Origin of the sequence: Thalassospira sp. SN3W, from assembly GCF_038070535.1 — a bacterium.
GTDB lineage: Bacteria > Pseudomonadota > Alphaproteobacteria > Rhodospirillales > Thalassospiraceae > Thalassospira > Thalassospira xiamenensis.
In genome coordinates this window covers 2139369-2165509 of the sequence record NZ_CP121124.1, presented here as the reverse complement: position 1 = coordinate 2165509, position 26141 = coordinate 2139369, and the positions used below count along the sequence as shown (strand labels likewise).

Sequence of the window (26141 nt, the reverse complement as noted above, 5' to 3'; positions counted from 1 at the left end):
AAAGACAAAAAAGTACTCGCCCGCGTTGATCACGATCATGATCAACACGCCTGTCTTCCACCAAGTCTTGGAAGCGTACTCGCGCCTTTTGTTTTTTGGTTCTTCGTCTTTCGCCGCGTTGCGCGGCCAGCGAAGTCAAAACACTGTACTGATGCGATCCACATCAGGCAAGGCGATCTTTAACAGAACGTTAAAAGGATTTCGGCACCAAAACAGTCCTTTGTTTGTGCGGTTTTTTGCGATGCCGCAACCAAGGAACAAAAGGTGATTCGACGAAATCCGGGCAGCGAAAAGGCCGTGCTACAAGCACGGCCTTCGACTCGCCATCCCGTAAGGGATAAATTAGAGCGCTTTGACGCGAGCGGTCAGACGCGAGACCTTGCGAGCGACGGTGTTCTTATGCAGAACGCCGAGCTGCGCGCCACGCGCCATTTCCGGCTCTGCAATTTTCAGCGCAGCCAGAGCAGCATCTTTGTCGCCAACGTTCAGCGCAGCCTCGACCTTCTTAACGAAGGTACGAATGCGACCGATGCGTGCACCATTAACTTCTGCACGTGCGGCGTTGCGGCGAATGCGCTTCTTGGCCGATTTATGGTGAGCCATTGCGAACCTGTCTCTTAAAACAAATGTTACGTAATTCGGAGCGCGGCTTATAGCTCCGTCGGAAACCCTCGTCAACCCCCGATACCTTCAATCCCGGTGAATTTCCGCGGTTTACGACTCTTGACTGCTACCGGGCAGCAATACATCGCCGGTACCGGGGCAATAAGCCATCAGATTCAACGATGCTTGAAGTCCGGTTTTCTCTTTTCAGAAAAGGCTTTCATGCCTTCTGCACGGTCATCAAGGGCAAAGGTCGAATGGAATTCGCGACGTTCAAACATCAGCCCTTCGGTCAGGGTCATTTCATAGGACTTGCTGACACTTTCTTTGACCTTCATCGAAACAGGACCAGAGAAAGAAGCGATTTTATCGGCCAGTTTCATGGCTTCTTCCAAAAGCGAGTCGGCCGGGACGACTCGCGCAACGAGCCCCGAACGTTCAGCTTCCTCTGCATCCATCATCCGACCGGTAAGACACATTTCCATTGCCTTGGATTTGCCAATGGCGCGAGTAAGGCGTTGTGTCCCACCCGCGCCGGGGATGGTTCCGATGGTGATTTCGGGCTGGCCAAACTTTGCGGTGTCAGCCGCAAGAATGATGTCGCACATCATCGCAAGCTCACAACCGCCGCCAAGCGCAAAGCCCGCTACGGCGGCAATAACCGGCTTGCGGCAGCTTGCCACCCGCGTCCAGCCCTTGGTAATGAAGTCGTTCTTATAAACATCCATGTAATTGTAATCGGCCATTTCCTTAATGTCGGCCCCGGCGGCAAAGGCCCGTTCCGATCCGGTAATGACGATGGCGCGAATGTTTTCATCATTTTCGAACTGATCAAGCGCTTCACCGATATCGGTAATCAGTGCCGCACAAAGTGCGTTCAGCGCCTGCGGGCGGTTAAGGGTAATCAGACCGACATTACCCTTAACCTCGGCAATGATGTTCTCGTATGACATTCTGCTAATCCTTTGTCGGAGAATCGCGCCCATATTCAAAAGCAGGCCGATTCGATCGAAACCATATTTTGATACTGTTTTACCGATTTTATTTGCTGGCCGCAACCAAACCGGCAGAATCAAATGATAACCAGGTCGGTTTCCCGGTTCACATGCGGGTCAGGGATTTATTTCTGACATGTCGGGCAGAAGAAGGTTGATCGCCCTGACTGAACGATTCGCCCGACGGTGCTGCCGCAACCATCGGCAAAGCAACCCTCACCCTCTCGGCCATAGACGCGGAAGCTGTGCTGAAAATAGCCAAGCTCGCCATTGGCCTGACGATGATCTTTCAGGCTCGATCCTCCGGCGGCAATCGCGTCCTCAAGAACCAACCGGATTTCACGATAAAGACGTTCAATCTCGTCCGGTTTCAAATCCTTGGCCAAACGGTCCGGCGCGATGCCCGATCTGAACAATGCTTCGCATACATATATATTACCAAGTCCCGCAACCAATCGCTGATCAAGCAGCACCGTTTTGATCGGACTTGCGCGTTTGGCTATTCCCGCCGCCAGAACGGTCGCATTAAAACTGTTGCCCAATGGTTCCGGCCCAATATCGGCAAGCATCTTGTGGGTGTTAACCTCGTCCGCAGCAATCAGGGTGATAACCCCGAACCGCCGCGGATCGGCAAACCGGACAACCGCGCCACTCTGCATGACAAAATCGACGTGATCGTGCTTTGCAGGGGCCGGAACCCGCACCAAGGGATCATCAAAAATCGTCATCCGGCCCGACATTCCAAGATGGACCAACAGAACCTGCCCGTCATCCAGATAGCCCAGGATATATTTTGCCCGACGGGTCAGCTGATTGATCCGGCGCCCCGCCATGCGCTCCACAAAATTTTCCGGAAATGGAAAACGCAGGTTTGGACGGCGTTGCACAACGTGATCAACCACGAAACCTTCCATCACCGGCGTCAGACCGCGTGTCACCGTTTCGACTTCAGGCAATTCAGGCATTGGAAAACTCGCAAAATGAATGGGTCAAACATATCTAGAACCCGGCCCGGTGATTGGCAAGCCAGCACACCAAACAACATTGTCGCCATTACAAAGTAACAATGGACGATGACCGCCAAGTACATATGATTGCGCCGTTTATTGCCACCCGGCCCGTCTGCCCCACCTTACGTGCCATCCACAGGATTTCAGTCAATGGAATTTGGCGTTGATCTTTTACTGATACTTTTTGCTGTCGCAGCCTTCGCCGGCATGGTTGATTCAATAGCCGGCGGCGGTGGATTGATTACCATCCCGGCCCTGCTCTGGGCGGGCATTACCCCGGCACAGGCTTTGGCAACCAACAAGCTGCAGGGCAGCTTTGGCAGCCTGACATCTTCAATCAACTTTATCCGTAAGGGTTATGTTGATCCGCGCGATATGGTACTGGCGATTGTCCTGACATTTGCCGGATCAGCACTTGGCACCGTGCTGGTACAGATGCTTGATGCCAGCATCCTGCTTAAAATCCTTCCGGCCCTGTTGATCCTGATTGCGCTTTATTTCCTTTTCTCGCCGCGCGTTGGTGACATTGACGCCCATCAGATCATCAGCAAGTCCGTATTTGCCTTTACGGCTGGATTTGGCATCGGCTTTTACGACGGCTTTTTCGGACCGGGTACCGGATCATTCTTTTCCATCGCTTTTGTCGCCTTGCTTGGCTTCAACATGACAAAGGCAACTGCTCATACCAAGGTCCTGAACTTCACATCAAATTTCGCGTCACTGGTCATGTTCATTGCCGGTGGCGAAGTCGTCTGGATCATCGGAGCGGTTATGGCCGTCGGCTCTTTGATCGGCGCCCAGATCGGATCGCATATGGTGATGAAGGTCGGTGCAAGGCTCGTACGCCCGCTTCTGGTTGTCACCTCTATCGCGATTTCGATCAAACTGATCATCGACCAGTACGGCAGCACCATCAGCCAGTATTGGGATCAGATGCAGGTTTGGACCGGATAAGGTTCTACATAGCTTATTTACGATGCGACAAAGCCCGCCGAATGGTTTCCGGCGGGCTTTGTATTTGGTTCAGAAATCCGTCAGGCGCTGGCTGCGGTTTCGATAAAGGCCTCGTCCCGGCGATCAATCAGGTGGCTCCAGACTGCAAACACTAAGGCAATCACCGCAATCCCGGCACCAAGCCATGGGATATCCTGATAGGAAACGCCCTGTGTAATCGCGATACCGCCAAACCAGGCACCAGAAGCATTACCAAGATTGAAGGCCCCCTGATTAAGGGTCGATGCAAGATTGGGTGCCTCCGTGGCTTCGTTAACCACCCGCATCTGAAGCGGCGAAACCAGTGCAAAGGAAACCACCCCCCAGACAAAAACCGTTACCACAGCAGGGATCACATTGGTGATGGTTTCAGCAAATACGACCAGTATCGCAATCAGGAGAACAAACGTCGCAATGATCGCGGGCATCAGGCGCCAATCCCCCAGACGGCCACCGATATAGTTGCCTATCGTCAAACCGGCACCGAACAGCAACAGAACATAGGTCACCTGCCGTGCCGAAATGCCGGTGATGTTCTGCAACATCGGGGTGATATAGGTAAACACGCTGAACATGCTGGCAGAAGCCAGAACACTGATCGCCATGGCAAAGATAACCTGGGTTTTCGCCAGAGCCCGGGCTTCGGCAATCAAGCTACCGCCCGATGCGGCGATTTTACGCGGCAAACAGAAATAAAGTGCCACAGCCGCAAAAACCCCGATCCCGACAACCGCCCAGAAAGTCGAACGCCAACCAAGTTCCTGACCAAGTGCCGTGCCAAACGGGACACCAAGAACATTCGCCAATGTCAGACCGGAAAACATCAAGGCAATGGCCTGTACCCGTTTATGTGGCGCAACAAGATTTGCCGCAACAACAGCCCCCAGACCAAAGAATGCCCCATGGCAGAATGCGGTCACAACACGGGCCGCCATCAAAAGCCAGTAGTCCGGTGCCATCGCACACAGGAAATTGCCGAAAATGAAAATTGCCATCAGCATCAGCAAGGCATGACGACGATCCATTTTTGACGTCGCAATCGCCAGAAACGGCGCGCCAAACGTAACACCCAACGCATAACCGGTAACCAGCAACCCGGCATCGGGAATACTTACACCAAGATCTGTCGCCACATCCGGCAACAATCCCATGATAACAAATTCGGTCGTGCCGATCCCGAAGGATGCGAGCGCAAGAGCAAGGATCGGAAGGTTTCCAAAGAAACCATTACGGGCAGCAGCAGTTATCATGATCAGGATGTCCAGGGGTGCATCGCACCAATGCGGGATAATGTCGGGCGACAAGTTTCGGACGTGTTTGCGAAGCGCTTTAATCAGCCGAAAGCTTGAAACGATTCAATTCTGCGTGCAGCGCACAAATTCCACCATCGCGAAATTGGCATAAAAACTATGCGGTTACGTCACAACTGAAACAGGCCCGGTTGAACACCGGACCTGCGTGAATTACAAAATGGATAAATCGGATCAGGAGAGTTCTGCAACAATGCGTTTTGCGGCCACAACCGGGTCATCAGCTTTGGTAATCGGTCTACCAATCACCATCACATCCGTTCCCATCGCCATGGCATCGTGCGGCGTGACAATGCGTTTCTGATCATCGGTACTTGCCCAGGTTGGCCGAATGCCCGGTGTGATCAATTTGAAATCAGGTCCACATGCCGCACGTGCCGCTGTAATTTCCTGTGCGGAACAAACAACCCCGTCCAGACCGGCCTTCTGGGTCAATTCGGCAAGTTTGACAACACGATCACTGATCGGTCCCCTCAGACCAACATCATCGAGGTCAGCCTGATCCAGACTGGTCAGGATCGTTACCGCGATAACCCACGGCACGTTAACACCTGCTTTGTCGGCGGCTTCACGTGCGGCTTCACCAGCACGTTTCATCATCTCAAGGCCGCCCGTGGCATGAACATTCACGATCCTGAGGCCAAGCGGCGTTACCGCACGCACGGCACCAGCAACGGTATTGGGAATGTCGTGATATTTGACATCCAGAAAAATCGGCAGCCCGGCTTTTGCAACTTCACGCACGCCCTGCGGGCCGTGGGCCGCAAAGAACTCCTTGCCAAGCTTCGCCCCACCAATCACTCCGCACAAACGAGAAGCCAGACCAACTGCATGTGCAAGATCAGTGGTGTCGATGGCGCAAAAAATACGGTCTTGGGGGGCTATAGCTTGGGTCATGGGTCCTCCGGCGGGCTGGAATTTCATGATTGGCCCACGAAGTTGCGGCGGACCGGGCATGACTTAGCCGATTTTAACCGAAATACCAACCCGAATTAGGCACAATATTGGCCCGCGCGTCGCAGTCTTTCCTGTCAGGACGCTTTCTGCTGGCTGATCGCCTTGTTGTCATTTGGCGTGTCGTTGCCGGTTTCTTCCGGGCGCAATCGACGCAATTCTGTATCCATGCGCTTGACCGCACGACGATGCTTGCCATGCACCAGCCATTCATATGTCAACCCGATACCAAGCCCGATCAACAGTGCGACCATGATCGGCAGGAAAAGCGGCATATCGACTTCATAGGGCAACGGCCACAACGACAATGTCACCAACGCCCGGTTCGACACGGCAAAAATCGCAATCAGGATCGCAAGCGGAATGGAAATGATCCAATAGAGAATGCGCATTTTAACTCCTGGTGCCGACGGGCAAAAAGGCATGGTGTCATAGCCCACACCTCAGACAAGCCAAAGCATGGACCCGATATGGTCAAACGGAAATATTTTCAAATGACTTTACAGCCACCGTGAAAACCCGGCAGGCTTGGTTTAACGCAGTTTGCATACGAACAGCAAGCCGCTCAAAACGGTAAACTGTCAGTTAAGACGCTCGCGCAGCTGCTTCCCAGTTTTGAAATAAGGAACCTTTTTCTCGCCCACAGGCACAGCCTCACCGGTACGCGGATTGCGTCCGACCCGGGAATCACGCTGTTTCACGGAAAATGCGCCGAAGCCGCGCAGCTCAACCCGATCCCCGCGTGCCAGCGCCTCGGTAATTTCGTCAAAGATCGTCGCCACGATCCGTTCCACATCGCGCTGATACAGATGCGGGTTCATCTCGGCCAGCCGGGCGATCAGTTCTGATTTTGTCATATTCAGGCCCCATCCTGTTCGTTCTGACAGATATCCAATCAACCAAAGGTTAGATTACGTCACGTCGGCGCTTTCACTCAGGTTGCCAGACAGTCAGCAACCCGTCAAGTTTAAGCCCCTCAGATGACAGCATTTTTCCGATATTTCCCTCGAATAACACAGTCATGAGGGAGTCATCCGGATAATCGATTTCAAGCGGCACAACTGCCACATCGGGTGCAACACCCTTTTCATCCTGCAACCAACGCAAAGCTTCGCGTCGACCACCAATTTCGTCGATCAGACCGTTCGCAACGGCCTGCTGACCGGTATAAACCCGACCATCGGCCAATTTCCGTACGGTATCGGTATCCATGCCGCGTCGTTCAGCGACCATGTCGACAAACACGCCAAACATGTCTGAAATCAGGCTTTCCATAGCCGTTCGCGCGGCATCGTCCGTCGGTTCAAACGGGTTTGGCACGGCTTTAAGCGGCCCACTTTTAACCGTTAGCGGCTCGACACCAAGCTTTTCCAGCGTGCCGTTGAAATTCATCGACTGGAAAATCACACCAATCGATCCCGTCACCGTCCCGCGATGGGCGACAATATGATCGGCGGCAATGGCGGCCATATAACCACCCGATGCGGCCACGGTTCCCATTTCAGCAACGATCGGTCGGGTTTCACCAATCCGGCGCAGGCTTTCAAACAGCGCCTCGCCACCGACCATGGTGCCACCGGGGCTGTTGATATGGACAATTACACCTGCGACATCGCTGTCTTCTTCAATCTCCTCCAGCGCATCCAGAAGATAGGGATCTTCTGTAATCACCCCTTCGATGTTCACCTCGACAATGCGCGGACCAATATTGCCCCATACGGCGTCACTTGCGCCGCTGCGTGCAAAGGCGATCACAATGGCAATGATGACGGTAACGACCGCCAGGACCCGCCAGCGGAAAATCGATTTTTTCAAACGTCGACGATCAAGAAGGATATCGGCATCAAGTGCCATTTAATGTGCCCCGGCATTCAGTATGAACTAACAGCTTCAAAAACCTGCCTTTTCAAATGGTTTTTCTTCATTCGCTTGGCAAGGACAAAAACTGTTTGAAACCAAAATTCTCGCTAAAAAATGACACGGCGACGGCAAAGTCGCGTCCAAACGGGGAATTTTCAACAAAAGCGATAAAAAAAACGGGCCGTGCAATGCACGACCCGTCTTCATGATCTGCCGTAGCAGACCCTGTTCGATCAGGAACAGATGCCTTATTCGGCACCTTCCTGTTTCTTGCGAAGTGCTTCGCCAAGGATATCACCAAGCGATGCACCGCTGTCAGCCGAACCATAATCCGCCATGGCTTTCTTCTCGTCTGCAACTTCAAGAGCTTTGACCGAGAGGGTAACCTTGCGGGTTTTGGCGTCGATCGTGGTCACACGCGCATCGACTTTCTCGCCAACTGCGAAACGTTCCGGACGCTGGTCCGAACGGTCACGTGCGAGTTCAGCCTTGCGGATGAAGCCTTTAAGATCGGTGCCACCAACAGCAACCTCGATACCACCATCGTTAACTTCGGTGATTTCACAGGTTACGGTTTCGCCGCGTTTGATGCCGGTAACGGCTTCTTTGAACGGGTCACCCGAAAGCTGTTTGATACCAAGCGAGATGCGTTCTTTCTCGACGTCAACGTCAAGAACCTTGGCTTTGACGATGTCACCTTTTTTGTATTCTTTGATGACTTCTTCACCAGCGCGGTCCCATGACAGGTCCGAGAGGTGCGCCATACCGTCGATACCGCCCAGAAGGCCAATGAACAGACCGAATTCGGTGATGTTCTTGACTTCGCCTTCGATCTCGGACTCGACCGGATGAGCGGCCAGGAAGGCATCCCACGGGTTCGAGGTGCACTGCTTGAGACCAAGCGAAATACGGCGTTTCTGTGCATCGACGTCGAGCACCATGACTTCGACTTCCTGCGAGGTCGAAACGATTTTGCCCGGGTGGATGTTTTTCTTGGTCCAGGACATTTCGGAAACGTGGACCAGACCTTCGACACCAGCTTCGAGTTCGACGAATGCGCCGTAATCGGTGATGTTGGTGACACGGCCTTCGAATTTCGAACCGACCGGGTATTTGGCTTCGACACCTTCCCACGGATCAGCTTCAAGCTGTTTCATGCCAAGCGAGATACGCTGGGTTTCGCTGTTGAAGCGGATAACCTGGACCTTGACGGTCTGGCCGATCTGAAGGGCTTCAGACGGATGGTTGATACGCTTCCATGCGATGTCGGTGACGTGCAGCAGGCCGTCAACACCGCCGAGATCGACGAATGCGCCGTAATCGGTGATGTTTTTGACAACGCCGTCAAGAACCTGACCTTCCTGGAGGTTCTGGATCAGTTCGGCGCGCTGTTCAGCACGGGTTTCTTCGAGAACGGCACGACGCGAAACCACGATGTTACCGCGCGAACGATCCATTTTCAGGATCTGGAACGGCTGCGGATTGTTCATCAGCGGGGTAACGTCGCGAACCGGACGGATGTCAACCTGGCTGCCCGGCAGGAATGCCACGGCGCCCGACAGGTCGACAGTGAAGCCGCCTTTAACACGACCAAAGATGGTACCGTCGACGCGTTTGCCTTCGTTGAACTGTTTTTCCAGCTCGACCCAGGCTTCTTCGCGACGCGCTTTTTCGCGCGACAGAACGATCAGGCCATCTTTGTTTTCATAGCGATCGACATAAACATCAACGGTATCGCCGATATTAACGTCGCCTGCGCCAAATTCTTTAAGCGGCACGCGGCCTTCGGACTTCAGCCCCACGTCGACGATTGCATCGTCGTCGGTGGTTTTGACGACCGTACCGGTCATCACGCGGCCAATAAAGCCCTCGTCTTCAGAACCGAGGCTTTCGGCCAGCAGGGCGGCGAAATCTTCGCCGGTGGAGAATTGTGCTTGTTCAGCGGTTGTCATTAAAGAGACTTCCTTTCGAGTGTATCGTCACTATTCCGGCCAATCGGTTGTATCCGATGGTCTTGCCACAAAATCGTGGCGGGTTTTTGCCAATCGATGTCCCGATCCCGTTCGCGAAAAACCAAACGGTTTTCCATAGACGAAAAGGTGAACGCACATGTCGTTCACCTTAGGGTAACAACCCCTGAGATCGTTCTGTCGCTTGACGGTTAAAACGCCCGTGTGTCAGTCATTCTCGCCCATATGGGTCCGAATATGCGCCATGACTGCATTAAACACCGCATCAGCATTCAGACGATCCGTATCGATGTGGATTGCGTCCGATGCCATCTTGAGCGGTGCAACGTCCCGCGCACTGTCTCGAGCATCCCGTTCTTCAAGCTCCTTGAGAACGCGCTCGTATATAGCAGCGGGATTTTTTTCCTGCAACTGTTTGAACCGACGGTTTGCACGTTCTTCGACACTGGCCGTCAAATAGAACTTGATCGGGGCATCCGGACAGACAACCGTGCCAATGTCACGACCATCCAGAACAGCACCACGTTTGCCATCAGGCGGGCTGCTGGCAAGGTTGCGCTGAAAAGCTAGCAATACCGCGCGAACCTTTGGAATCGCTGCAACTTTTGATGCGGCACTTCCAACTTCTTCGCTACGAAGCTCTTCACCCTCAAGATCGTCGGCACCAAGTTTTTCTGCCACCCCGACCGCTGCGTCCTCGTTCGAAGGATCAAGCCCAAGCGCCAAAACCTTTGCGCCCGTTGCCCGGTATAAAAGTCCGGTATCAAGGTAGGCATAGTCCATTGCTGCAGCGACTCGACGCGCCAAAGTACCTTTTCCCGATGCTGCCGGTCCGTCAATTGCGATGATCATGCGCGGGTGCCCCTGTTTGTTTTGATGTCACTTAATACTTGTGTGCCAATAACGGCATTACGAGCCCCGGTATGTGAATAGAGAAGCCCGCCCGCGAAACAGATTACGAACCAGCCGGGGCAAGGTTGGCCCCAAGTTCGCGCATCAGCGCTTCGAAACTCGGAAAACTGGTCGCAATCGGGTTGGCATCATCAACCGCAACCGGATCATTCGCGCCCAGTCCAAGAACAAGGAACGACATGGCAATGCGATGATCAAGGTGGGTCTCAACCATGCCGCCACCCGGCACATCGCCACCCGTAACAATAAGGTCGTCACCTTCGATACGATGAATGATCCCGTTTGCTGCCAGACCCGCGGCCACAGCGGCAAGACGATCCGATTCTTTAACCCGCAATTCTTCAAGTCCGCACATTCGGGTTTCACCCTGCGCATAAGCAGCAGCAACAGCCAGCACCGGATATTCGTCAATCATTGATGGCGCACGTTCTGCTGGCACAACAATACCGGTCAGGCGGTTTTTACCACTAACAACAAGATCACCGATGGTTTCACCGGCTTCTTCACGTTCGTTGGTGATCGTGATGTCACCGCCCATTTCAATAAGCGTCGTGATCAGGCCGGTCCGCAACGGGTTTAAACAGACATCACGGATGGTAACCTGTGATTCCGGATTGATCAAAGCCGCCACCAGCGGGAATGCCGCCGAGCTCGGATCTGTGGGAACCACAATATCAGCCGCCTTCATTTCAACCGGGCCGGTCAGGCTGACCGTGCGGCCGCCATCGTCATTGATGCTGACATCAACATCGACACCGAAATGACGCAACATGCGTTCGGTATGATCACGCGATGGTTTCGGTTCGATCACTGTGGTCGTTCCGGCGGTATTCAAACCGGCAAGCAACACGGCTGATTTTACCTGCGCGGATGCCATCGGCAGCGTATACGTCACCGGTTTTGCTTCATCGGTTCCAATGACGGCCATCGGCGGGCGACCACGTTCACGCGTGATGAATTGCGCACCGAATTCAGCAAGCGGGTCGGCAACACGCCCCATTGGACGTTTGCAAAGCGACGCATCACCGGTAAAGAAAGTGGTGATCGGATGGGTCGCAACAATCCCGGCCATCAGGCGAATACCGGTTCCCGCATTGCCCATGTCAATGACGCTATCAGGTTCCCGCAAGGCGCCAACCCCGACACCAGTCACATGCCAGGTCCCGTCATTATCGCGATTAACGGTCGCGCCAAGCTTGCGCATGGCTTCTGCGGTTGCCAGTACATCTTCACCTTCGAGCAGGCCGGTAATTTTCGTCTCACCAATGGCAAGGCCGCCAAACATCAGGGAACGATGGGAAATTGATTTGTCGCCGGGAACCCGGATATCGCCTTTAAGCGCACGGGAATTCAGCGATTGAAGCGGACGCTTGGTCTGCGAAGAGCTCATCGGGCCTGCCTGTCTATTCTTGTTGTGACCATCAAATAATCGTTTTCCGGCCATTGAACCGCACTTTGATGCCGCCGCAAGTCCAGGCGCAAATGGTACGTTCGATTGCCGGGGGGCAAACTCGTATCATATGCGCTTCTGACGCACCAGTATCGAAGCCAAATTTTGCTTGAAGCTTATGGCGGCGCGTAGCGCAGAATCCCGCCTTTTTGAGGCTTGGAATAAAATCGGACAATTTCCTTTTGACAAGCCCGCCCCAAGATGGCAATTGGGCCAACTAGAAGAAGGTGAATTCGGCCTTCAACCCATTCTTTGATGAAACGGTATTTAAGAGGGTTTGCCGTAATGTCAGCACGCGGTAAGAAACGTCACTGCCAAGCCTGCGGTACCAAATACTATGATTTGAATCGTACGCCGGTCGTGTGCCCCAAATGCGCAACCCCGGACGGGGTGACCAAAATCAAGAAAGCCGCGGTTGCAAAGCCGAAGCCGGAAGAAGACGAAGATCTTGATGATGACGTCGATCTCGATGACGACGTCGACACCGATATTGATGACGATATCCTTGAGGATGCGTCTGATCTTGGTGAAGATGACGATGATCTTGGCGAAGTTCTCGAACATGTCGAAAGCGACGAAGACGACCGCTAGGATTTTTTAAAAATAGGTCTTGCCAAGATTTGGTGAACCTTCTAAATATCGCCCGCGCCGCAACGGAAACACTCAAAATCGTTGCGACGCGGACTAAAATGGGGCCGTAGCTCAGTTGGGAGAGCGCTACAATGGCATTGTAGAGGTCGTCAGTTCGATCCTGATCGGCTCCACCATCAAAACCCGTCGCCTAAAGCGACGGGTTTTGTCGTTTCAGTATTCTTTTCCCAAATGAAAAGGCCGTCCAAAGGACGACCTTCAAAAGCGTCTGGATGCAAAATACTGCTTAGTGCACGGTGCGATCGATTGAACGCTCCGGATCGGGAAGATGTCCAAAACCATCAAGCAATTCGGCGATACCATCTCCTGCACGAACCACCATAATACGGCCTGAAACAGGGGTCCCCTTTTCCTGTCGCAAAATTCCAATCACATCGGCAATGACTTCGAACTGGCAATCTTTCAACCAGTCATGAATTGCCTGTTCATGATGGCGGAACCTTTGCCCCGGCCCAAGATCGAACGGGAATGTGTCACCATGTTCAAGTGAGAAAACCATCAATCCACCTGGTACAAGCCGGTCGTGGGCAGCCCGCAACGCCGGGACAAGATCGCCCAGATAATTCAGAACATCAGCAGCAACCACCAAGCCATAGTCGCGATCAAGCGCATCAGGCAAATCCGTGATGTCCGCGGCAATCAGATTTCGATAAAGACCCTTTGCCTTTGCCCGGTTAATCATGCGCGGCGATAGATCGACACCGTCAATCACGTCAACATGGCCCGCAAAAACATCCGCGACCAATCCTGTACCGCAACCAAGATCAAGAACCCGCAACGGGCGCAACAATTCCGGCAAGTATGGCCGGATGGCTTCAAAAAGAAGCTCCGGCCCACGATAGGCCAAGCGATCCCGCAACGAGATTTCAAAACGTGGTGCATAGTCGTCAAACAGGGCCCGAACATAATCAGGCGGCAAGCGATCGCGCATGGCAACCGCCCCCAGCAAAGTCAGTCGAACTTCGGCTCCCATACGGTCAACCGGATCAAGAGCAAGGCACTGACGAAAAGCTTCGATCGCATTTTCGTGCTGTCCCATGCGTTCGAAAATATCGCCCAGCACAAAATGTGCTTCTTCCCAATCGGGATCAGCCGAAATTGCCGCCCGGGTCACATCGATTGCGGCCTCGGTATCATTCTGCCCGACAAGCGCCAGCGCGACATCAAGCCGCCGACTGGCCAACAAACGATCTTTGCTCATGTATATGAAGAAATCCGAAAAGGCTCCGGCCAAATGACCGGCAGCATCAAAACTCGATCATCGCTATATCAGCTGAATCCGCGCTTTTGGCAATATGGATAATATCATTTAAAATCAGATGTTTATCTAATTTTATCGCTTTTGAACGCTGCAAAATCATTTTATCTGGTCCCTCTGCATCAGAATTCACGACAAACTTCGCAGTTGATGAATAGTCTTGGATGATCCGGGCGATCACCAGAATAACTTGATTAAAACATAATGTATTAATATAAATATTTACCTCAACCTCTTGCTGCCGGGAAACAAGATGGAAAACTTTACGCCTTATTCCGCACTTCTGGGTGGTGCGCTGATCGGACTGGCTTCAGGCCTTTACCTTTTACTCAATGGCCGCATTGCGGGCATCAGCGGCATCCTGGGAGGCCTACTTACCAGCAAAGGCCCGACATCGGGTCGCGTTGAAAAACTTGCCTTTATCTCTGGCATGATCATTGCGCCAATGATCCTGTTGGCCCTCACGCCGATCAATGCCCAAAGCATTGTAAGCGCTTCCTGGCCGGTCATTATTGCAGCCGGCTTGATCGTCGGGTTTGGCACGAGACTTGGCAGTGGCTGCACCAGCGGACACGGAATTTGCGGCCTGTCGCGTCTGTCAGCACGATCAATGGTCGCCACCCTGTGTTTCATGGGCGCGGGCATGGCCAGTACCTTTGTCATTCGTCATGTTATCGGGGGCTAAATCAATGCGTATTCTTGCTTCTGCTTTCTGTGGCGCCCTGTTTGGCTTGGGCCTAATCATTTCGGGGATGACAGACCCCCAAAAGGTTCTTGGTTTCCTTGATATCGCAGCGATCCAGACCGGAAACTGGGACCCCAGCCTTGCGTTCGTCATGGCGGGTGCCCTTGTTATCGCATTCCCGATATTTCGCTTTGCCCAATCCCGCAGAACTGCCATTTGCGGCGGGACAATAGAACTGCCGAAACGACGCGACATTGACCGCAATCTGGTTATTGGCGGGCTATTGTTCGGCATTGGGTGGGGCATGGTTGGCTATTGCCCGGGTCCCGCGATTAGTGCGCTTGCCTTTGGGCATATCGAAACAATCATTTTTGTGATCGCGATGATCGCCGGAATGATCGTGCATAAACTGATGATGAACACATTGGATCAGGCCGCAATCGCGCAAAAATAGCGAAAACCTTAACCTTTATGGCAAGTGCGCCACGCAAACCAGCCATACGCCACAAATTGCCATTCGCAGGGAAATCAATCTGTTAGCATTCAAAATTTGTGGCGACTAGTCTGGAAAGCCTGAAATCTTGCTGCAACATGCTTGTCTTTGCAGCGACACTGGCATATGTGCAAAACAACATCACAGTATGATTTCAAAGGCCTCGCATGAAAATCGGCATTCTTGAAACCGGTCTTGTTCCGGAAGAACTTCGCGATGAATTCAAAAGCTATCCATCCATGTTCGAAACCATGCTTGGCGCATTGGATCCCGAGCTTGCCTTCCAGACCTGGACTGTACTTTTGGATCAATTCCCCGAAGACCTGAATGCCGTCGATGCCTGGATTGTGACCGGATCAAAGCATGGTGTTTATGAAAACGAACCCTGGATGATCCGTTTGCAGGAATTGCTTCGCGATATCGTCGCCGCACAAATTCCTGTTTTCGGGGTCTGCTTTGGTCACCAGATTCTGGCAGCCGCCCTTGGTGGCACGGTCGTCAAATCTGACAAAGGCTGGGGTATTGGTGTTCATGAATACACCACCAGCAAAACGGCCCCGATCTGGCTTGGAAATGCGCCGGCCAAGTTCAAGCTGAACGCATTCCATCAGGATCAGGTTATAGAATTGCCCGAAGGCGCAAATGTTTGGGCAAGCTCCGAATTCTGCCCCTATGCCGCTATTCAATACGGCGAAACCGCTGCTTCGATCCAGCCGCATCCGGAATTCCAGCGCCCCTATGAAGAAGCATTGCTGAAGGCACGATACACATTGTTGCCCGAAGACGTACATTCAAAGGCAACCAAGTCACTTGACGAAACGCTTGATAGCCAACTGTTTGCCAAATGGATGCTCAATTTCCTGCGGGGTAATCGGGCGGTTAAAGCCGCCTGACCCAGGATCGGGAAGGCATTATACCCTTATAACGGACCGCTGCATTTCGATGGCGGTCCGTTTTGCGTTTTAAGATATAGTGATGCATGCGCAACCGGCTGGAAGTTTTCAGAACATTCTGCAATACGATTTGTTTATGATTGCGCCTGATACTGGACTTTAGCAAAATTTCTGCCAGTAAAATGGAATGCCATGATCCATAATTTACGGCTTTATTCCGGTCTGACGCTGTTTGCATATGTCTTCATGCATCTGATCAATCAGGCCGCTGGCATCATTTCGCCCGAAGCAATGGAAGCCATCGTCCCGGTTACAACCGGTATCTGGCAATTCCCACCGCTGGAAATTCTTCTTTTATGCGCTGCGATCACGCATTTCCTTCTTGCGACAGCTCGACTGACCAGCAGGCGCTCCCTGCGCCTGCGCAAATCCGAATGGACACAGATGGTCCTTGGTCTGTGCATTCCATTTCTATTGTTCCGCCATATCATCGCAACACGGATCATCGACCTCGGATTTGGTGTTGATTCCGCGTTTGAACGTGTTTTGCTTGATCTTGCCGTGTTTATTCCGAGCCAGGGCGTATTGCATGCAATCGCTGTGATTGTCGTCTGGACCCATGGTTGTATCGGTATTCATTTCTGGCTGCGATTAAAGCCATTTTACCCGCGTTGGCGTGGTGTGCTTGGCGCATCAGCAGTACTTGTCCCGACACTGGCACTGGCCGGATTTGGCGCGGCATCCGCTGAAATCATTCGCCGGACCGAAGAAGGCGGACGCAAATATGTTTTTGGTGTTCTGGATGCCGCAAACGTCAATGACGCGGCAGTAAAATTTTATGAAAATGCGCTTCTCCCAGGCACGATAATTGCCATTTCTCTGGCTTTGGCACCCTTTGTCGTGCGGCAAATTCGCCAGACCGTTGATCGCATCAAACGCGGACCGATGCTATCGATGCCCAACGGCAAGCTGATCCGCGTCGCCCCCGGGGCAACGGCACTTGAAGCCCTTCGCGATGCCGGTGTGCAGATGGCATCGGTTTGTGGCGGACATGGTCGTTGCACGACATGCCGCATCCATTGCGGATCGGGCATTGATCAGCTTGCAGCCCCCGGCAAGATCGAAGCAGCCGCGCTTGAGAGCATCCACGCGCCGCGTGGTATGCGATTGGCCTGCCAGATCAAACCGGTAAACGATCTTGCGGTTGCGCCGTTATTGCCGCCGAACGCCACCGCACAGGATGGACGCCGCCCCGGCGGTCTGTCCGGTAGCGAACGTCAGGTTGTTTCCATATTCACCGACCTTCGGGATTCGACACGTTTGGGCGAAAAGAAAATGCCCTACGATGTGCTGTTCATCCTGAACCAGTTTTTTGCCGAAATGACAGAAGCCTTGCGCGAAAGTGGCGGGCTCTATGCCCAGTTCACCGGTGATGGCCTGATGGCGCTTTATGGTCTTGATACGGACGATACGGAAACCATGATCCGTGATGCCCTTCACGGGGCGGCGGGGATGTTGCGCCGAATCGAAAACCTGAATGAACATTTGAAATCAGAGCTTCCGCATACATTGCGCATCGGTATTGGCATTCACATGGGCGAAGCGATTGTTGGCGAAATGGGGCCACCCGGCCGCGAAAACATCAGCGCCATCGGCGACACGATCAATACGGCGGCAAGACTGGAAAGCCAGACCAAAAAGCATGGTGTGCCGCTGGTGATATCAAAGGCAATTTTCGACCATGGGCCAATTCCATTACCTGAAAATGCGGTGATGCATGAAGTGGCCTTGCGCGGAAAGGATCAGACTGTTGCCTACTATGCACTGGAAAATATGCCCGAACTGCCAGAACGCGTTGTATGATCATCTCTTATCGGTCATGATCTGCGTATTACACAGGTCTGATATCGCATATTCCCAAGGTTTCCGCGGTTACAGTATCAATCCGGGTCTTGACTATGCGATAGAAAACCACATTTATTCGATTAGATAGATATGTCTGATGCCGAACGGGTCGGGTCAGATGTTCAGACGCCCGAAACGCCAAAAGCGTGGGGTCTGGTCGATATCACACTCGCTCTACTGAGGAGGTGCTGCCTATGTCACGAATTTCAATGTTTAACAGTCCGCTGCTGTTGGGGTTTGACCAGATCGAACGTGTTCTTGATCAGGTTTCCAAAACCAAGGCAGAAGGCTATCCGCCTTATAATATCGAGCAAATCGGCGAAAACCATCTGCGTATCACGGTCGCGGTCGCAGGATTTGCCGAAGACGATCTGTCGGTAACGACCGAAGACAACCAGTTGATTATTCGTGGCAAGCATCAGGAAGACGACAGCAACCGCATCTATATCCATCGCGGTATAGCATCCCGCCAGTTCCAGCGTTCCTTTGTACTGGCCGAGGGTATTGAAGTTGTTGGCGCCCATCTTGATAACGGACTTTTGCATGTGGATTTGAACCGTCCGGTTCCTGAACCGGTTGTACGTGAAATTGCGATCAACTCTGCCAAGAAGAAAGCCGTCTCGTCACGCACCATAGATATGACCGTCGATGCTGAAAATGGCGCAGACGCGGTCGAAGATAAAAGCCGCAAGGCGTAACAAGGAGAGTGGTTTTATGAGCAATCGCATCTCAGACCATGAGACCAAAGAAACCCGCGGCGCGGAACAGGATTTGAACCTGCTTTCGTCTGGTGATTTTGCCATGCTTGGCATTCACGATTTTGCTTATGTGCGCGCGATGGCCAATCCTGAAGACGAAAGCAACGAAACGGTCTTTGGGGTATTTACCGCCGATGGTACCCATATCGCATCGTTCGAAAGTCAGGCCGTAGCCCATGCGGCAATCCGCCAGCACGACATGGACCCGCGTTCGGTTCACTAAGACGACCCGATCAGGATATCTCGGAAATCAGAAGGCAGCCGATGGGCTGCCTTTTTGCTGGGTTTGATCAGGTGTCACCCTAACGAATTTCGATCACTTCGCCAGGTACGGCAACCCGTACCTGCGGATTTTCGCGTAGAAGTTCGGCGATCTCGCGTCTTACATCACGTTTGATGTGATATAGCCAGAAACGTGATCCGGGCATATCAGATGCCAATTGCAGAACAGTTTCCAAATCGCAGTGCGCGGCATGTTTTGGATCATGCTTGGGCAAATATGTTTCCTGAAACACCAGATCAGCAGCGGTAAAAAGCGCTGTAGTATCGGCTGTCACATTACCGTCACCGGAATAGGCAAAACCCTTATTTTCGAAACGCAGCAAAATTGCATGGTTCTGAACGCTGTGATCGGAACGGGCAAATTTGGTTTCGAACGGACCTATCTGCGTGGTTTCCGGCACCGCATGCCAGATAATTTCAAACGGCCACGCACTTCCAAGCCCGGCAAAGCCAAGCTCCATGATCTTTTCCAGATGATTGCGTACCGCAGGTGTCGCGATGATATGGATCGGCTTTGATCGACCGTCATCGCGCCAGTTCAGCATAACCGGCACCAGTCCGAAAACGTGATCGGGATGCATGTGGGTGAAATAAATCGCATCAATGGCATCCGGATCGGGAAACTTGCGCATCAGCAATCCGGGCACCGTTGCCCCACAGTCAATCATCAACCGATAGCCATTTGCACTCACCACGACGGATGAGTTTTCAAAGGCGGGATCGAATGCCTCGCCAACACCCAGAACATCTATGCGCATATATTCACTCGACATTCCCTGTCACCGCGCTGTTTGCGGATCATTTGCAACGAGTGTCTATTTTTGCTGAGACAGTGAACATTAGGCAAGCTGTTCAGATTTGTTTTCGCGATAAAGTCTCAAAACCGTCACCGCACAAAGAAAACTGGGTGGCTGAATGCATCGGCCATCCTGCAGTTCGATACATCTGTATAGGAAATCAGACGGTTAACGCGCCAGGACTTCCGCAGCCTTGCGAGTTCGACTGACCGAGTCGGCGACCATACCCGTGGTGGACTTGATGTTATCAAGGTTCCGGGCAAGACCGTCAACCGCACCTGCCATCATGCGCATGTTTTCCGAAACGCCTTCAGTCACCGCACTTTGTTCCTCAACCGCCGAGGATATGTTGGTGACACTGTCCCTGACCGTTTCCACCGAACGACGAATGGTTTCAAGGGCACCGACAACCTCCGACGAGATCGACTGAATGCCTGAAATTTCATCGGAAATCTGCTCGGTCGCACGAGCGGCCTGATTGGCCAGGTTCTTGACCTCGTTGGCAACAACGGCAAACCCCTTGCCAGCATCGCCCGCACGCGCGCTCTCTATCGTCGCATTCAATGCCAGAAGGTTGATCTGCCCGGCAATATTCTGAATGACTTCAACGATGCTCCCCATTGACTCGACAACCTCCGCCATACGCTGGGTCGAGCTGTTGGCGCTGATCGTCTGATCAAATGCGCGCTCTGTTTCGTCACGAGACTGCGCCATACTACGCGAAATTTCTGCAATTGATGCCGCCATCTGCTCGGCACTTGCCGCAACGGTCTGCACCGTATGCGAGGTTTCCTCGGATGTGCTGACACTTTGATTGGCCGAATTGCCCAAAGCGGCGATGTTACTATCGATCTCGGTAAAGTTCTGATCGATCATGGTCTTGAGCTCAAGCAACAGAAGGGTTTGCTCGGTAATATCTGTCGCGAACTTGATCACCTTGAAAGGCTTTCCAACCGGATCAAGCACCGGGTTATAGGACGCCTCAATCCAGATTTCCTTGCCGCCCTTGCCGACGCGTTTGAATTGGCCCGTATGGAAATTCCCGGTTTTCAGGGTTTCCCAGAACGAGCGATATTCGGCAGAGTCACGATATTCTGGCTCAACAAACATGCTGTGATGCTTGCCGATAATTTCATCGAGTCTGTATCCCATGGCATCGAGAAAATTCTTGTTTGCCTTAAGGATAACGCCGTTCAGGTCAAACTCGATCACGGCCTGCGATTTTTCCATCGCGTCAAAGACACTTTGCAAAACCGCACGCTCAACGCGACGCGCTGTAATGTCGGATGCAAATTTGACGACCTTCGTCGGCTTTCCGTCTTTGCCAAGAATCGGGTTGTAAGTCGCTTCAAGCCATATCATCTCGCCATTTTTGCGCACACGCGGCACAGCACCCGACGAGAATTTACCGCTGCGAAGCTGTTCCCAGAATTTCCGGTATTCTTCGCCATTACTGATTTCACGCGGGACAAACATCGAATGATGCCGACCAACTATTTCCTCCAGCGAGAAACCCATTGTTTTCAGGAAATTATCATTGGCGGTCAGAATCTTGCCATCAATCGAAAACTCGATAACAGCCATCGACAGGCTAAGCGCATTTACAATCTGCTGACCTTCCTGCGACTTGTCATTACTGAAAAGTGACGCAAAACCCATCCAAATGTCTTCCTTGTGTTGCCCGGGTTTCTAACTGAAGACCCGGTCATTTAGAGGCCTGTATAAAAACAAAACGAACAATTCCGCATATACTGCGCAATTGTTCGGATCACAGGATATCTATACCGATGAAGTAATCAACCGCCTATTTTAGCATAGGTGAACATACTTTGGATTATACGTTCAAGCTGGCCATTTTACAATATATCGGGTCAGATCAGGGTGGGCGTCATCCTCTGAGATCACCATTCCCTTGATCGACATTCCCGCCGCAATCGTTGAGTCTGTGCGTCCTGTAATTAGTGGGTGCCAGTCAGGTAATCCTTTTCCTTCGGCCATCAAACGATAGGCACATGTCGATGGCATCCAGGACAATGTCGTGACGTTTTCCTGTGAAAGTTGCACACAGTCAGGAACATGCTGGGTTCGATTTGGATAATCCTTGCAACTGCAGGTTTCGCAATCGAGTAATCGACAGGCTACCGAGGTATAATAAACAAAGTCGGTGTCCTCATCCTGCAGCTTATGCAGACAGCATTTGCCGCATCCGTCGCAAATGGACTCCCATTCCTCGGTAGTCATTTCATCAAGCGTCTTGGTTTCCCAAAACGGTTCATTCCCTGTCTCAACCGTCGGCTCTGTCATCGTCTCTCTCGTCCGGCATCATTTTATTATTTTTGGATTGTAACATATGGCGGACTTCCAAACCGCAAAGATCATCAATCGAAGCTACTGGCAGATCAGATGAAAGAACGAGCCGAAAACACTGCCCTTCATCAAACCGGCACTGCCAAGGTCATCACCAATTGCCGTGGCCATGTTTCCAAGGGGCGTACCATCGGCTTTGATGGTCGAGGCATAGTGAAACTCGTGCCCGCGAAGAACGGTCCCAACCGGCCCCAAAGCTGTTGCCCCGGACAAAACCAGTGTTCGATATCCCAAATGCAGCTTGCGATCAGCAAAGCTCGTCACAAGGGGCAAAAGCCCAAGCATCTGGTGATGTTGGCCAGTTGCATCAATCAATGCCTCGCCCAGCATCATATAGCCACCGCATTCGCCATAGATCGGGATATTTCTGGCTGCCAGCGCCGCGAGTGCCGCTTTGAAATTTCCCGCATTCGCCAGTTGTTCCCCATGCAGTTCCGGATAACCGCCCGGCAGATAGACCGCGTTCGCCCCATTGCTTGGGGTTTCATCGGCAAGCGGGGAAAAGAACGATAATTCCGCCCCCTGACGGCGCCAGTCTTCAAGAAGATGGGGATAGGCAAAGGCAAAAGCCGTATCCCGTGCGATGGCGATATGCTGCCCCAATGGCGGGATACCGATGCCAACCGCATCCGAACCATCACCAGCCCCCACCGCAAGTTTCCGCCCGCGTACCAGACCGATCAACTGATCAAGATTGACATCCTCGGCAATAATCCCGGCCGCCTGATCAAGAAACACATCAAGCGCGTCATGTTCGCCTGCCTGCACAAGGCCAAGATGCCGTTCGGGCAGCGATAATGCATCACTGCGCCGGACCGCCCCGATCACAGGAATTTCCGGAAGATGTTCGCGGCATGCCGTTTCAATCATCATACGATGCCGATCACTGCCAACCCGGTTCAGGATCACAGCCGCAATTTTCACATCTTTGCGAAAGCCGGCGAACCCGGCGATCACCGCGGCAGCCGATGCCGACTGCCCCTTGACGTCAATAACCAGCACCACCGGCCAATTCATCATCGCCGCAAGATCGGCCGTCGACCCACTGCCGTCCGCCGCCCCGTCAAACAACCCCATCACGCCTTCGCACAGAAGAAGTGACTTCTCTCCGGCCTGCCGCTGGGCAAGGGCAACGATCTGATCACCGGACATCGCCCAGGGATCAAGATTGATACATTTTTCTCGGCATGCAGCGGCCTGAAATGCCGGGTCTATATAGTCCGGTCCGGTTTTCGCCGCCACTACACGAACACCCCGATTGGCAAGTGCACGCAAAAGGCCAAGCGTCAGAACCGTCTTGCCGCTATTTGACGAAGGTGCGGCAATAATCAGGCCCGGAAGCTGCATTGCAGATAATTCCATATTCTTCCGGTTTCCCTGCATGCCGCACAAACTGATCCCTACAGAAACGCGGTAATCATCCGTTCTTCTTAACGACTTCGGCAATGCCCTTTGCCATATCTTCCGGGGCTGTTCCGTAATTAAAGTGACGGATAAATGACCCATCACGTCCCATCAGATACACAAAGGACGAATGGTCCATCAGATAGGCATCCGAATCCTTTGCTTCCCCGTCGGCATATGCCTTGGCGTAATACACACGGAAAGTCTTTGCCGCGGCTGTAGTCTGTTCAAGCGTTCCGGTCAGGCCGACCATACGTTTATGAAAATGGGGAACATAAGCCGCAATCGCGTCAACTGTATCGCGTTCCGGATCAACCGAAATAAAGACCGGTGTTACTTCATTGGCAATTTCGGGATCAAGGGCATCAAGCGCATTGCCCATCACCTGCAATTCGGTCGGGCAAACGTCCGGACAATAGGTATAACCGAAATAAATCAGCATGTATTTTCCGCGGAAATCTTGTTCGGTGCGGGTCTGACCATTTTGATCAACCAGTTCAAACGGGCCGCCAATTGCCGCAGCACCCGAACTTGAAGATGCGGTTTCCGATCCCATCATCATCAGTCGATAGGTCAATCCGATTCCTAGAACCAGCGCAATCGCCAGAATGATTACGAGTGTTTTCCTGCTCACGCCGCTACCTGTTCCTTTTGTCCCGGGATTACCTTTGCCGCAATCAACCGGATGAATAACCCACTGTCTTGCGGGCACTATAAATCCGCAAAACGATCATGCAAGACTCGTGACTGTGCCATGGCTCACAATAGCGTCATTGCGAATTCGCAAAACTATCCGATCTGATGAAATGCCAGCATGGCAAGGATGATGGCGTTAACGACCATAAGCCCCCGCCCAACCGGTGCCATAAAAGCACGAAAACGTCGGGTGGCATACTGGCCGATCACGCCCGTTGCAAACAGCATCGGCACGGTGCCAAGACCAAATACCGCCATGACGAACCCGCCGGTCAATGCATTGCCACCTGCCGCCGCCAGAACCAGCGCACCATAAATCAGGCCGCAGGGAATAAATCCAAGCATGATCCCCAGCAGATAACCCCGCCAGCCAAATGGCGCACCAAATAGCGGTTTGGTTCGGTCACCAACCACACGGTTCCACCATGCCCCCGCAGCGTTTCCTCCAGCCACGTTTGGAAACAGCCCGGCAAGATGTGGCACCAGACCGATTACCCCGAATACCAGAAAGAAAAATGCCGCACACAAAAGCAACATAGGCCCCAACCACCAGATTTTGGTCAGCACCGTGATGCTATCGGCGAAAAAGCCCGCCATCACACCAAGCAGGGTATAGGTCGTCAATCGGCCAAACTGATAAGGCAATAAGGCGGCCCCGGTAAGTCGGCGAAGCTCGCTCATCTTTTCAAGCGGCAGCTTTTCCATGCGCGATGTGACCTGACTGATCACAAATGGCCCACACATCCCGACACAGTGCGTGGCACTGCCGACAAGTCCGGCAATCAATGCTGTCGCCAAAACGCCGCTGTCTTCTTGCAAAACAGTCACGCATTGTGCCCAGCCGCTTTCGATGATGCGGATCAGTATCTGTTGTTCGTCCATGATCCACCCGGAATGATCAGTTACGTCGATTGTGACGCGCCGATCCATTGTGAACAACGATATAGATCAATCCGGAACTCAGGATTTGGAAACGTTCGCATCCACCGGCATGGTAATAAGGTCAAGAACCTGTTCGAACGGAACATGGCGCACGGCTTTGACGTCATCCTGCGGCGAAAGCCAGTTCAACCGGTCGCGCAAGTCGACCACCTTGCCCAGAATACAAACTGCCGGCGGTTCCACACCGGCTTTTTCGACATCATCGGCCGCATTGGCAAGCGTCGAAATCAGAATGCCCTGATTGGGGGTTGTTGCCTGATTGATAACCGCAAGTGGTTCGTCACCGGATCGTCCATTGGCCATCAGTTCCGATGAAATACGGCGCAAATGCTTCATCGCCATATACAGCACCAATACCGGCGCCCCTTTGGCAAGAGCCGCCCAATTAATGTTATCGGGCATTTCGCCACTTGAACCGTGGCCTGTGACAAAGGTTACCGATGAATTGCAATCACGATGCGTTGTTGGAATCCCGGCATAGGCCGCACCGGCAATCCCCGCCGTAATACCCGGCACGACCCGGAACGGCACATTATGTTCAACCAGCGTCAGGCCTTCTTCACCACCGCGACCAAAAACAAACGGATCACCACCCTTAAGCCGCAGAACCCTTAAGCCCTGCTTGGCGTAATCAACAAGCTGCAGGGATATATCCGTTTGCTTTGAAGACGGCCGACCACCGCGCTTCCCGGCATAAACACGCTTGGCATCCGAACGCAAAAGATTGAGAATCCGGTCATCAACCAACGCATCATAGACAACAATATCGGCCTGCTGCATCGCATTGACAGCATGAAGCGTCAGCAAACCGGGATCACCCGGACCTGCGCCGACCAGCCAAACCCAACCCGGCTCAAATACCGGAAAATCAAGACCAAGTGTCGTCATTGCGGAATTCTTTATCTCTCAGCCAACTGGTCCATCTGTGCAGGACCGGATCGTTTGGATATGTT

Annotated in this window: 28 protein-coding genes and 1 tRNA gene; 9 read left to right on the top strand and 20 right to left on the bottom strand. The window is 52.7% G+C overall.

Annotation, left to right across the window (positions count from 1 at the left end):
* Positions 1 to 342: 342 nt before the first annotated feature.
* The 3 genes from rpsT to mutM all read right to left on the bottom strand — a co-directional run bounded on the left by rpsT (position 343) and on the right by mutM (position 2563).
* Positions 343 to 603 carry a 30S ribosomal protein S20 gene (gene rpsT, locus P8T57_RS09725; RefSeq protein ID WP_007088335.1) on the bottom strand — a complete coding sequence of 87 codons (261 nt, stop codon included), beginning with the start codon at positions 601 to 603 and terminating at the stop codon, positions 343 to 345.
* Between the two features lie 176 nt (positions 604 to 779).
* On the bottom strand, positions 780 to 1556 hold the full coding sequence (locus P8T57_RS09720) for an enoyl-CoA hydratase (protein ID WP_341365308.1): 777 nt from the start codon (positions 1554 to 1556) through the stop codon (positions 780 to 782).
* A 167-nt stretch (positions 1557 to 1723) separates the two neighbouring features.
* Complete coding sequence (gene mutM, locus P8T57_RS09715; protein WP_341365307.1) at positions 1724 to 2563, bottom strand: bifunctional DNA-formamidopyrimidine glycosylase/DNA-(apurinic or apyrimidinic site) lyase; 840 nt, start codon at positions 2561 to 2563, stop codon at positions 1724 to 1726.
* A 195-nt stretch (positions 2564 to 2758) separates the two neighbouring features.
* Here mutM and P8T57_RS09710 point away from each other — a divergent pair, with 195 nt between their 5' ends.
* Positions 2759 to 3562 carry a TSUP family transporter gene (locus P8T57_RS09710; protein WP_063092087.1) on the top strand — a complete coding sequence of 268 codons (804 nt, stop codon included), beginning with the start codon at positions 2759 to 2761 and terminating at the stop codon, positions 3560 to 3562.
* Positions 3563 to 3642: 80 nt separating this feature from the next.
* Here P8T57_RS09710 and P8T57_RS09705 read toward each other — a convergent pair whose 3' ends face one another.
* The 8 genes from P8T57_RS09705 to aroA form a co-directional block, all read right to left on the bottom strand.
* Positions 3643 to 4851: an MFS transporter gene (locus tag P8T57_RS09705; RefSeq protein ID WP_341365306.1), complete on the bottom strand. Its 1209-nt coding sequence runs from the start codon at positions 4849 to 4851 to the stop codon at positions 3643 to 3645.
* Between the two features lie 234 nt (positions 4852 to 5085).
* Positions 5086 to 5808: an orotidine-5'-phosphate decarboxylase gene (gene pyrF / locus P8T57_RS09700; protein ID WP_341365305.1), complete on the bottom strand. Its 723-nt coding sequence runs from the start codon at positions 5806 to 5808 to the stop codon at positions 5086 to 5088.
* 134 nt (positions 5809 to 5942) lie between these two features.
* On the bottom strand, positions 5943 to 6257 hold the full coding sequence (locus tag P8T57_RS09695; protein WP_007088341.1) for a LapA family protein: 315 nt from the start codon (positions 6255 to 6257) through the stop codon (positions 5943 to 5945).
* Between the two features lie 189 nt (positions 6258 to 6446).
* Positions 6447 to 6722 carry an integration host factor subunit beta gene (ihfB, locus tag P8T57_RS09690; RefSeq protein WP_007088342.1) on the bottom strand — a complete coding sequence of 92 codons (276 nt, stop codon included), beginning with the start codon at positions 6720 to 6722 and terminating at the stop codon, positions 6447 to 6449.
* A gap of 73 nt (positions 6723 to 6795) precedes the next feature.
* The gene (gene sppA / locus P8T57_RS09685) at positions 6796 to 7719 is read right to left on the bottom strand and encodes a signal peptide peptidase SppA (RefSeq protein ID WP_341365304.1); all 924 of its coding nucleotides are present in this window, start codon (positions 7717 to 7719) and stop codon (positions 6796 to 6798) included.
* 254 nt (positions 7720 to 7973) lie between these two features.
* Complete coding sequence (gene rpsA, locus P8T57_RS09680; RefSeq protein WP_007088344.1) at positions 7974 to 9677, bottom strand: 30S ribosomal protein S1; 1704 nt, start codon at positions 9675 to 9677, stop codon at positions 7974 to 7976.
* 225 nt (positions 9678 to 9902) lie between these two features.
* A complete protein-coding gene (cmk, locus tag P8T57_RS09675) occupies positions 9903 to 10547 on the bottom strand; it encodes a (d)CMP kinase (protein ID WP_114094123.1) in 645 nt (214 codons plus the stop codon).
* 103 nt (positions 10548 to 10650) lie between these two features.
* Positions 10651 to 11997, bottom strand: a complete 1347-nt coding sequence (aroA, locus tag P8T57_RS09670) for a 3-phosphoshikimate 1-carboxyvinyltransferase (RefSeq protein WP_037989161.1) — start codon at positions 11995 to 11997, stop codon at positions 10651 to 10653.
* A gap of 345 nt (positions 11998 to 12342) precedes the next feature.
* On the opposite strand from aroA, the gene P8T57_RS09665 reads away from it, so the two are divergent.
* Together P8T57_RS09665 and P8T57_RS09660 are read left to right on the top strand one after the other, a co-directional pair.
* Positions 12343 to 12648 (top strand): FYDLN acid domain-containing protein, encoded by a 306-nt coding sequence (locus tag P8T57_RS09665; protein ID WP_007088347.1) that lies wholly within the window; start codon positions 12343 to 12345, stop codon positions 12646 to 12648.
* Between the two features lie 100 nt (positions 12649 to 12748).
* Positions 12749 to 12824: transfer RNA gene (locus P8T57_RS09660), tRNA-Ala, on the top strand.
* A 110-nt stretch (positions 12825 to 12934) separates the two neighbouring features.
* On the opposite strand, the gene P8T57_RS09655 is transcribed toward P8T57_RS09660, so the two are convergent.
* Together P8T57_RS09655 and P8T57_RS09650 are read right to left on the bottom strand one after the other, a co-directional pair.
* Positions 12935 to 13909, bottom strand: coding sequence for a methyltransferase domain-containing protein (locus tag P8T57_RS09655; RefSeq protein WP_341365303.1), 975 nt, complete (start codon positions 13907 to 13909; stop codon positions 12935 to 12937).
* Between the two features lie 46 nt (positions 13910 to 13955).
* Positions 13956 to 14099, bottom strand: coding sequence for a hypothetical protein (locus tag P8T57_RS09650; protein ID WP_181849890.1), 144 nt, complete (start codon positions 14097 to 14099; stop codon positions 13956 to 13958).
* A gap of 120 nt (positions 14100 to 14219) precedes the next feature.
* Between P8T57_RS09650 and P8T57_RS09645 the strand changes: the two genes are divergently transcribed.
* From P8T57_RS09645 to P8T57_RS09620, 6 genes are all read left to right on the top strand, one after another.
* Entirely contained in the window at positions 14220 to 14651 is a 432-nt protein-coding gene (locus tag P8T57_RS09645; RefSeq protein WP_037989156.1) for a YeeE/YedE family protein, read from the top strand.
* 4 nt (positions 14652 to 14655) lie between these two features.
* Positions 14656 to 15105: a YeeE/YedE family protein gene (locus P8T57_RS09640; RefSeq protein WP_007088350.1), complete on the top strand. Its 450-nt coding sequence runs from the start codon at positions 14656 to 14658 to the stop codon at positions 15103 to 15105.
* Between the two features lie 206 nt (positions 15106 to 15311).
* Positions 15312 to 16037, top strand: coding sequence for a gamma-glutamyl-gamma-aminobutyrate hydrolase family protein (locus tag P8T57_RS09635; protein WP_037989154.1), 726 nt, complete (start codon positions 15312 to 15314; stop codon positions 16035 to 16037).
* Positions 16038 to 16229: 192 nt separating this feature from the next.
* Complete coding sequence (locus tag P8T57_RS09630) at positions 16230 to 17900, top strand: adenylate/guanylate cyclase domain-containing protein (protein WP_341365302.1); 1671 nt, start codon at positions 16230 to 16232, stop codon at positions 17898 to 17900.
* A gap of 236 nt (positions 17901 to 18136) precedes the next feature.
* On the top strand, positions 18137 to 18640 hold the full coding sequence (locus tag P8T57_RS09625) for an Hsp20 family protein (protein WP_007088353.1): 504 nt from the start codon (positions 18137 to 18139) through the stop codon (positions 18638 to 18640).
* A 16-nt stretch (positions 18641 to 18656) separates the two neighbouring features.
* The gene (locus P8T57_RS09620; protein WP_007088354.1) at positions 18657 to 18923 is read left to right on the top strand and encodes a DUF1150 family protein; all 267 of its coding nucleotides are present in this window, start codon (positions 18657 to 18659) and stop codon (positions 18921 to 18923) included.
* Between the two features lie 79 nt (positions 18924 to 19002).
* On the opposite strand, the gene P8T57_RS09615 is transcribed toward P8T57_RS09620, so the two are convergent.
* The 7 genes from P8T57_RS09615 to cobA form a co-directional block, all read right to left on the bottom strand.
* Positions 19003 to 19755 carry an MBL fold metallo-hydrolase gene (locus P8T57_RS09615; RefSeq protein ID WP_139328086.1) on the bottom strand — a complete coding sequence of 251 codons (753 nt, stop codon included), beginning with the start codon at positions 19753 to 19755 and terminating at the stop codon, positions 19003 to 19005.
* Positions 19756 to 19947: 192 nt separating this feature from the next.
* Entirely contained in the window at positions 19948 to 21438 is a 1491-nt protein-coding gene (locus tag P8T57_RS09610; protein WP_341365301.1) for a PAS domain-containing methyl-accepting chemotaxis protein, read from the bottom strand.
* Between the two features lie 183 nt (positions 21439 to 21621).
* Positions 21622 to 22083 (bottom strand): YcgN family cysteine cluster protein, encoded by a 462-nt coding sequence (locus P8T57_RS09605; protein ID WP_341365300.1) that lies wholly within the window; start codon positions 22081 to 22083, stop codon positions 21622 to 21624.
* 84 nt (positions 22084 to 22167) lie between these two features.
* Entirely contained in the window at positions 22168 to 23508 is a 1341-nt protein-coding gene (locus P8T57_RS09600) for a cobyrinate a,c-diamide synthase (protein WP_341365299.1), read from the bottom strand.
* Positions 23509 to 23563: 55 nt separating this feature from the next.
* On the bottom strand, positions 23564 to 24184 hold the full coding sequence (locus P8T57_RS09595) for an SCO family protein (RefSeq protein WP_341365298.1): 621 nt from the start codon (positions 24182 to 24184) through the stop codon (positions 23564 to 23566).
* A gap of 155 nt (positions 24185 to 24339) precedes the next feature.
* Positions 24340 to 25128 (bottom strand): sulfite exporter TauE/SafE family protein, encoded by a 789-nt coding sequence (locus P8T57_RS09590; RefSeq protein ID WP_341365297.1) that lies wholly within the window; start codon positions 25126 to 25128, stop codon positions 24340 to 24342.
* A gap of 78 nt (positions 25129 to 25206) precedes the next feature.
* Complete coding sequence (gene cobA, locus P8T57_RS09585) at positions 25207 to 26076, bottom strand: uroporphyrinogen-III C-methyltransferase (RefSeq protein WP_037989148.1); 870 nt, start codon at positions 26074 to 26076, stop codon at positions 25207 to 25209.
* Between the last annotated feature and the right edge of the window lie 65 nt (positions 26077 to 26141).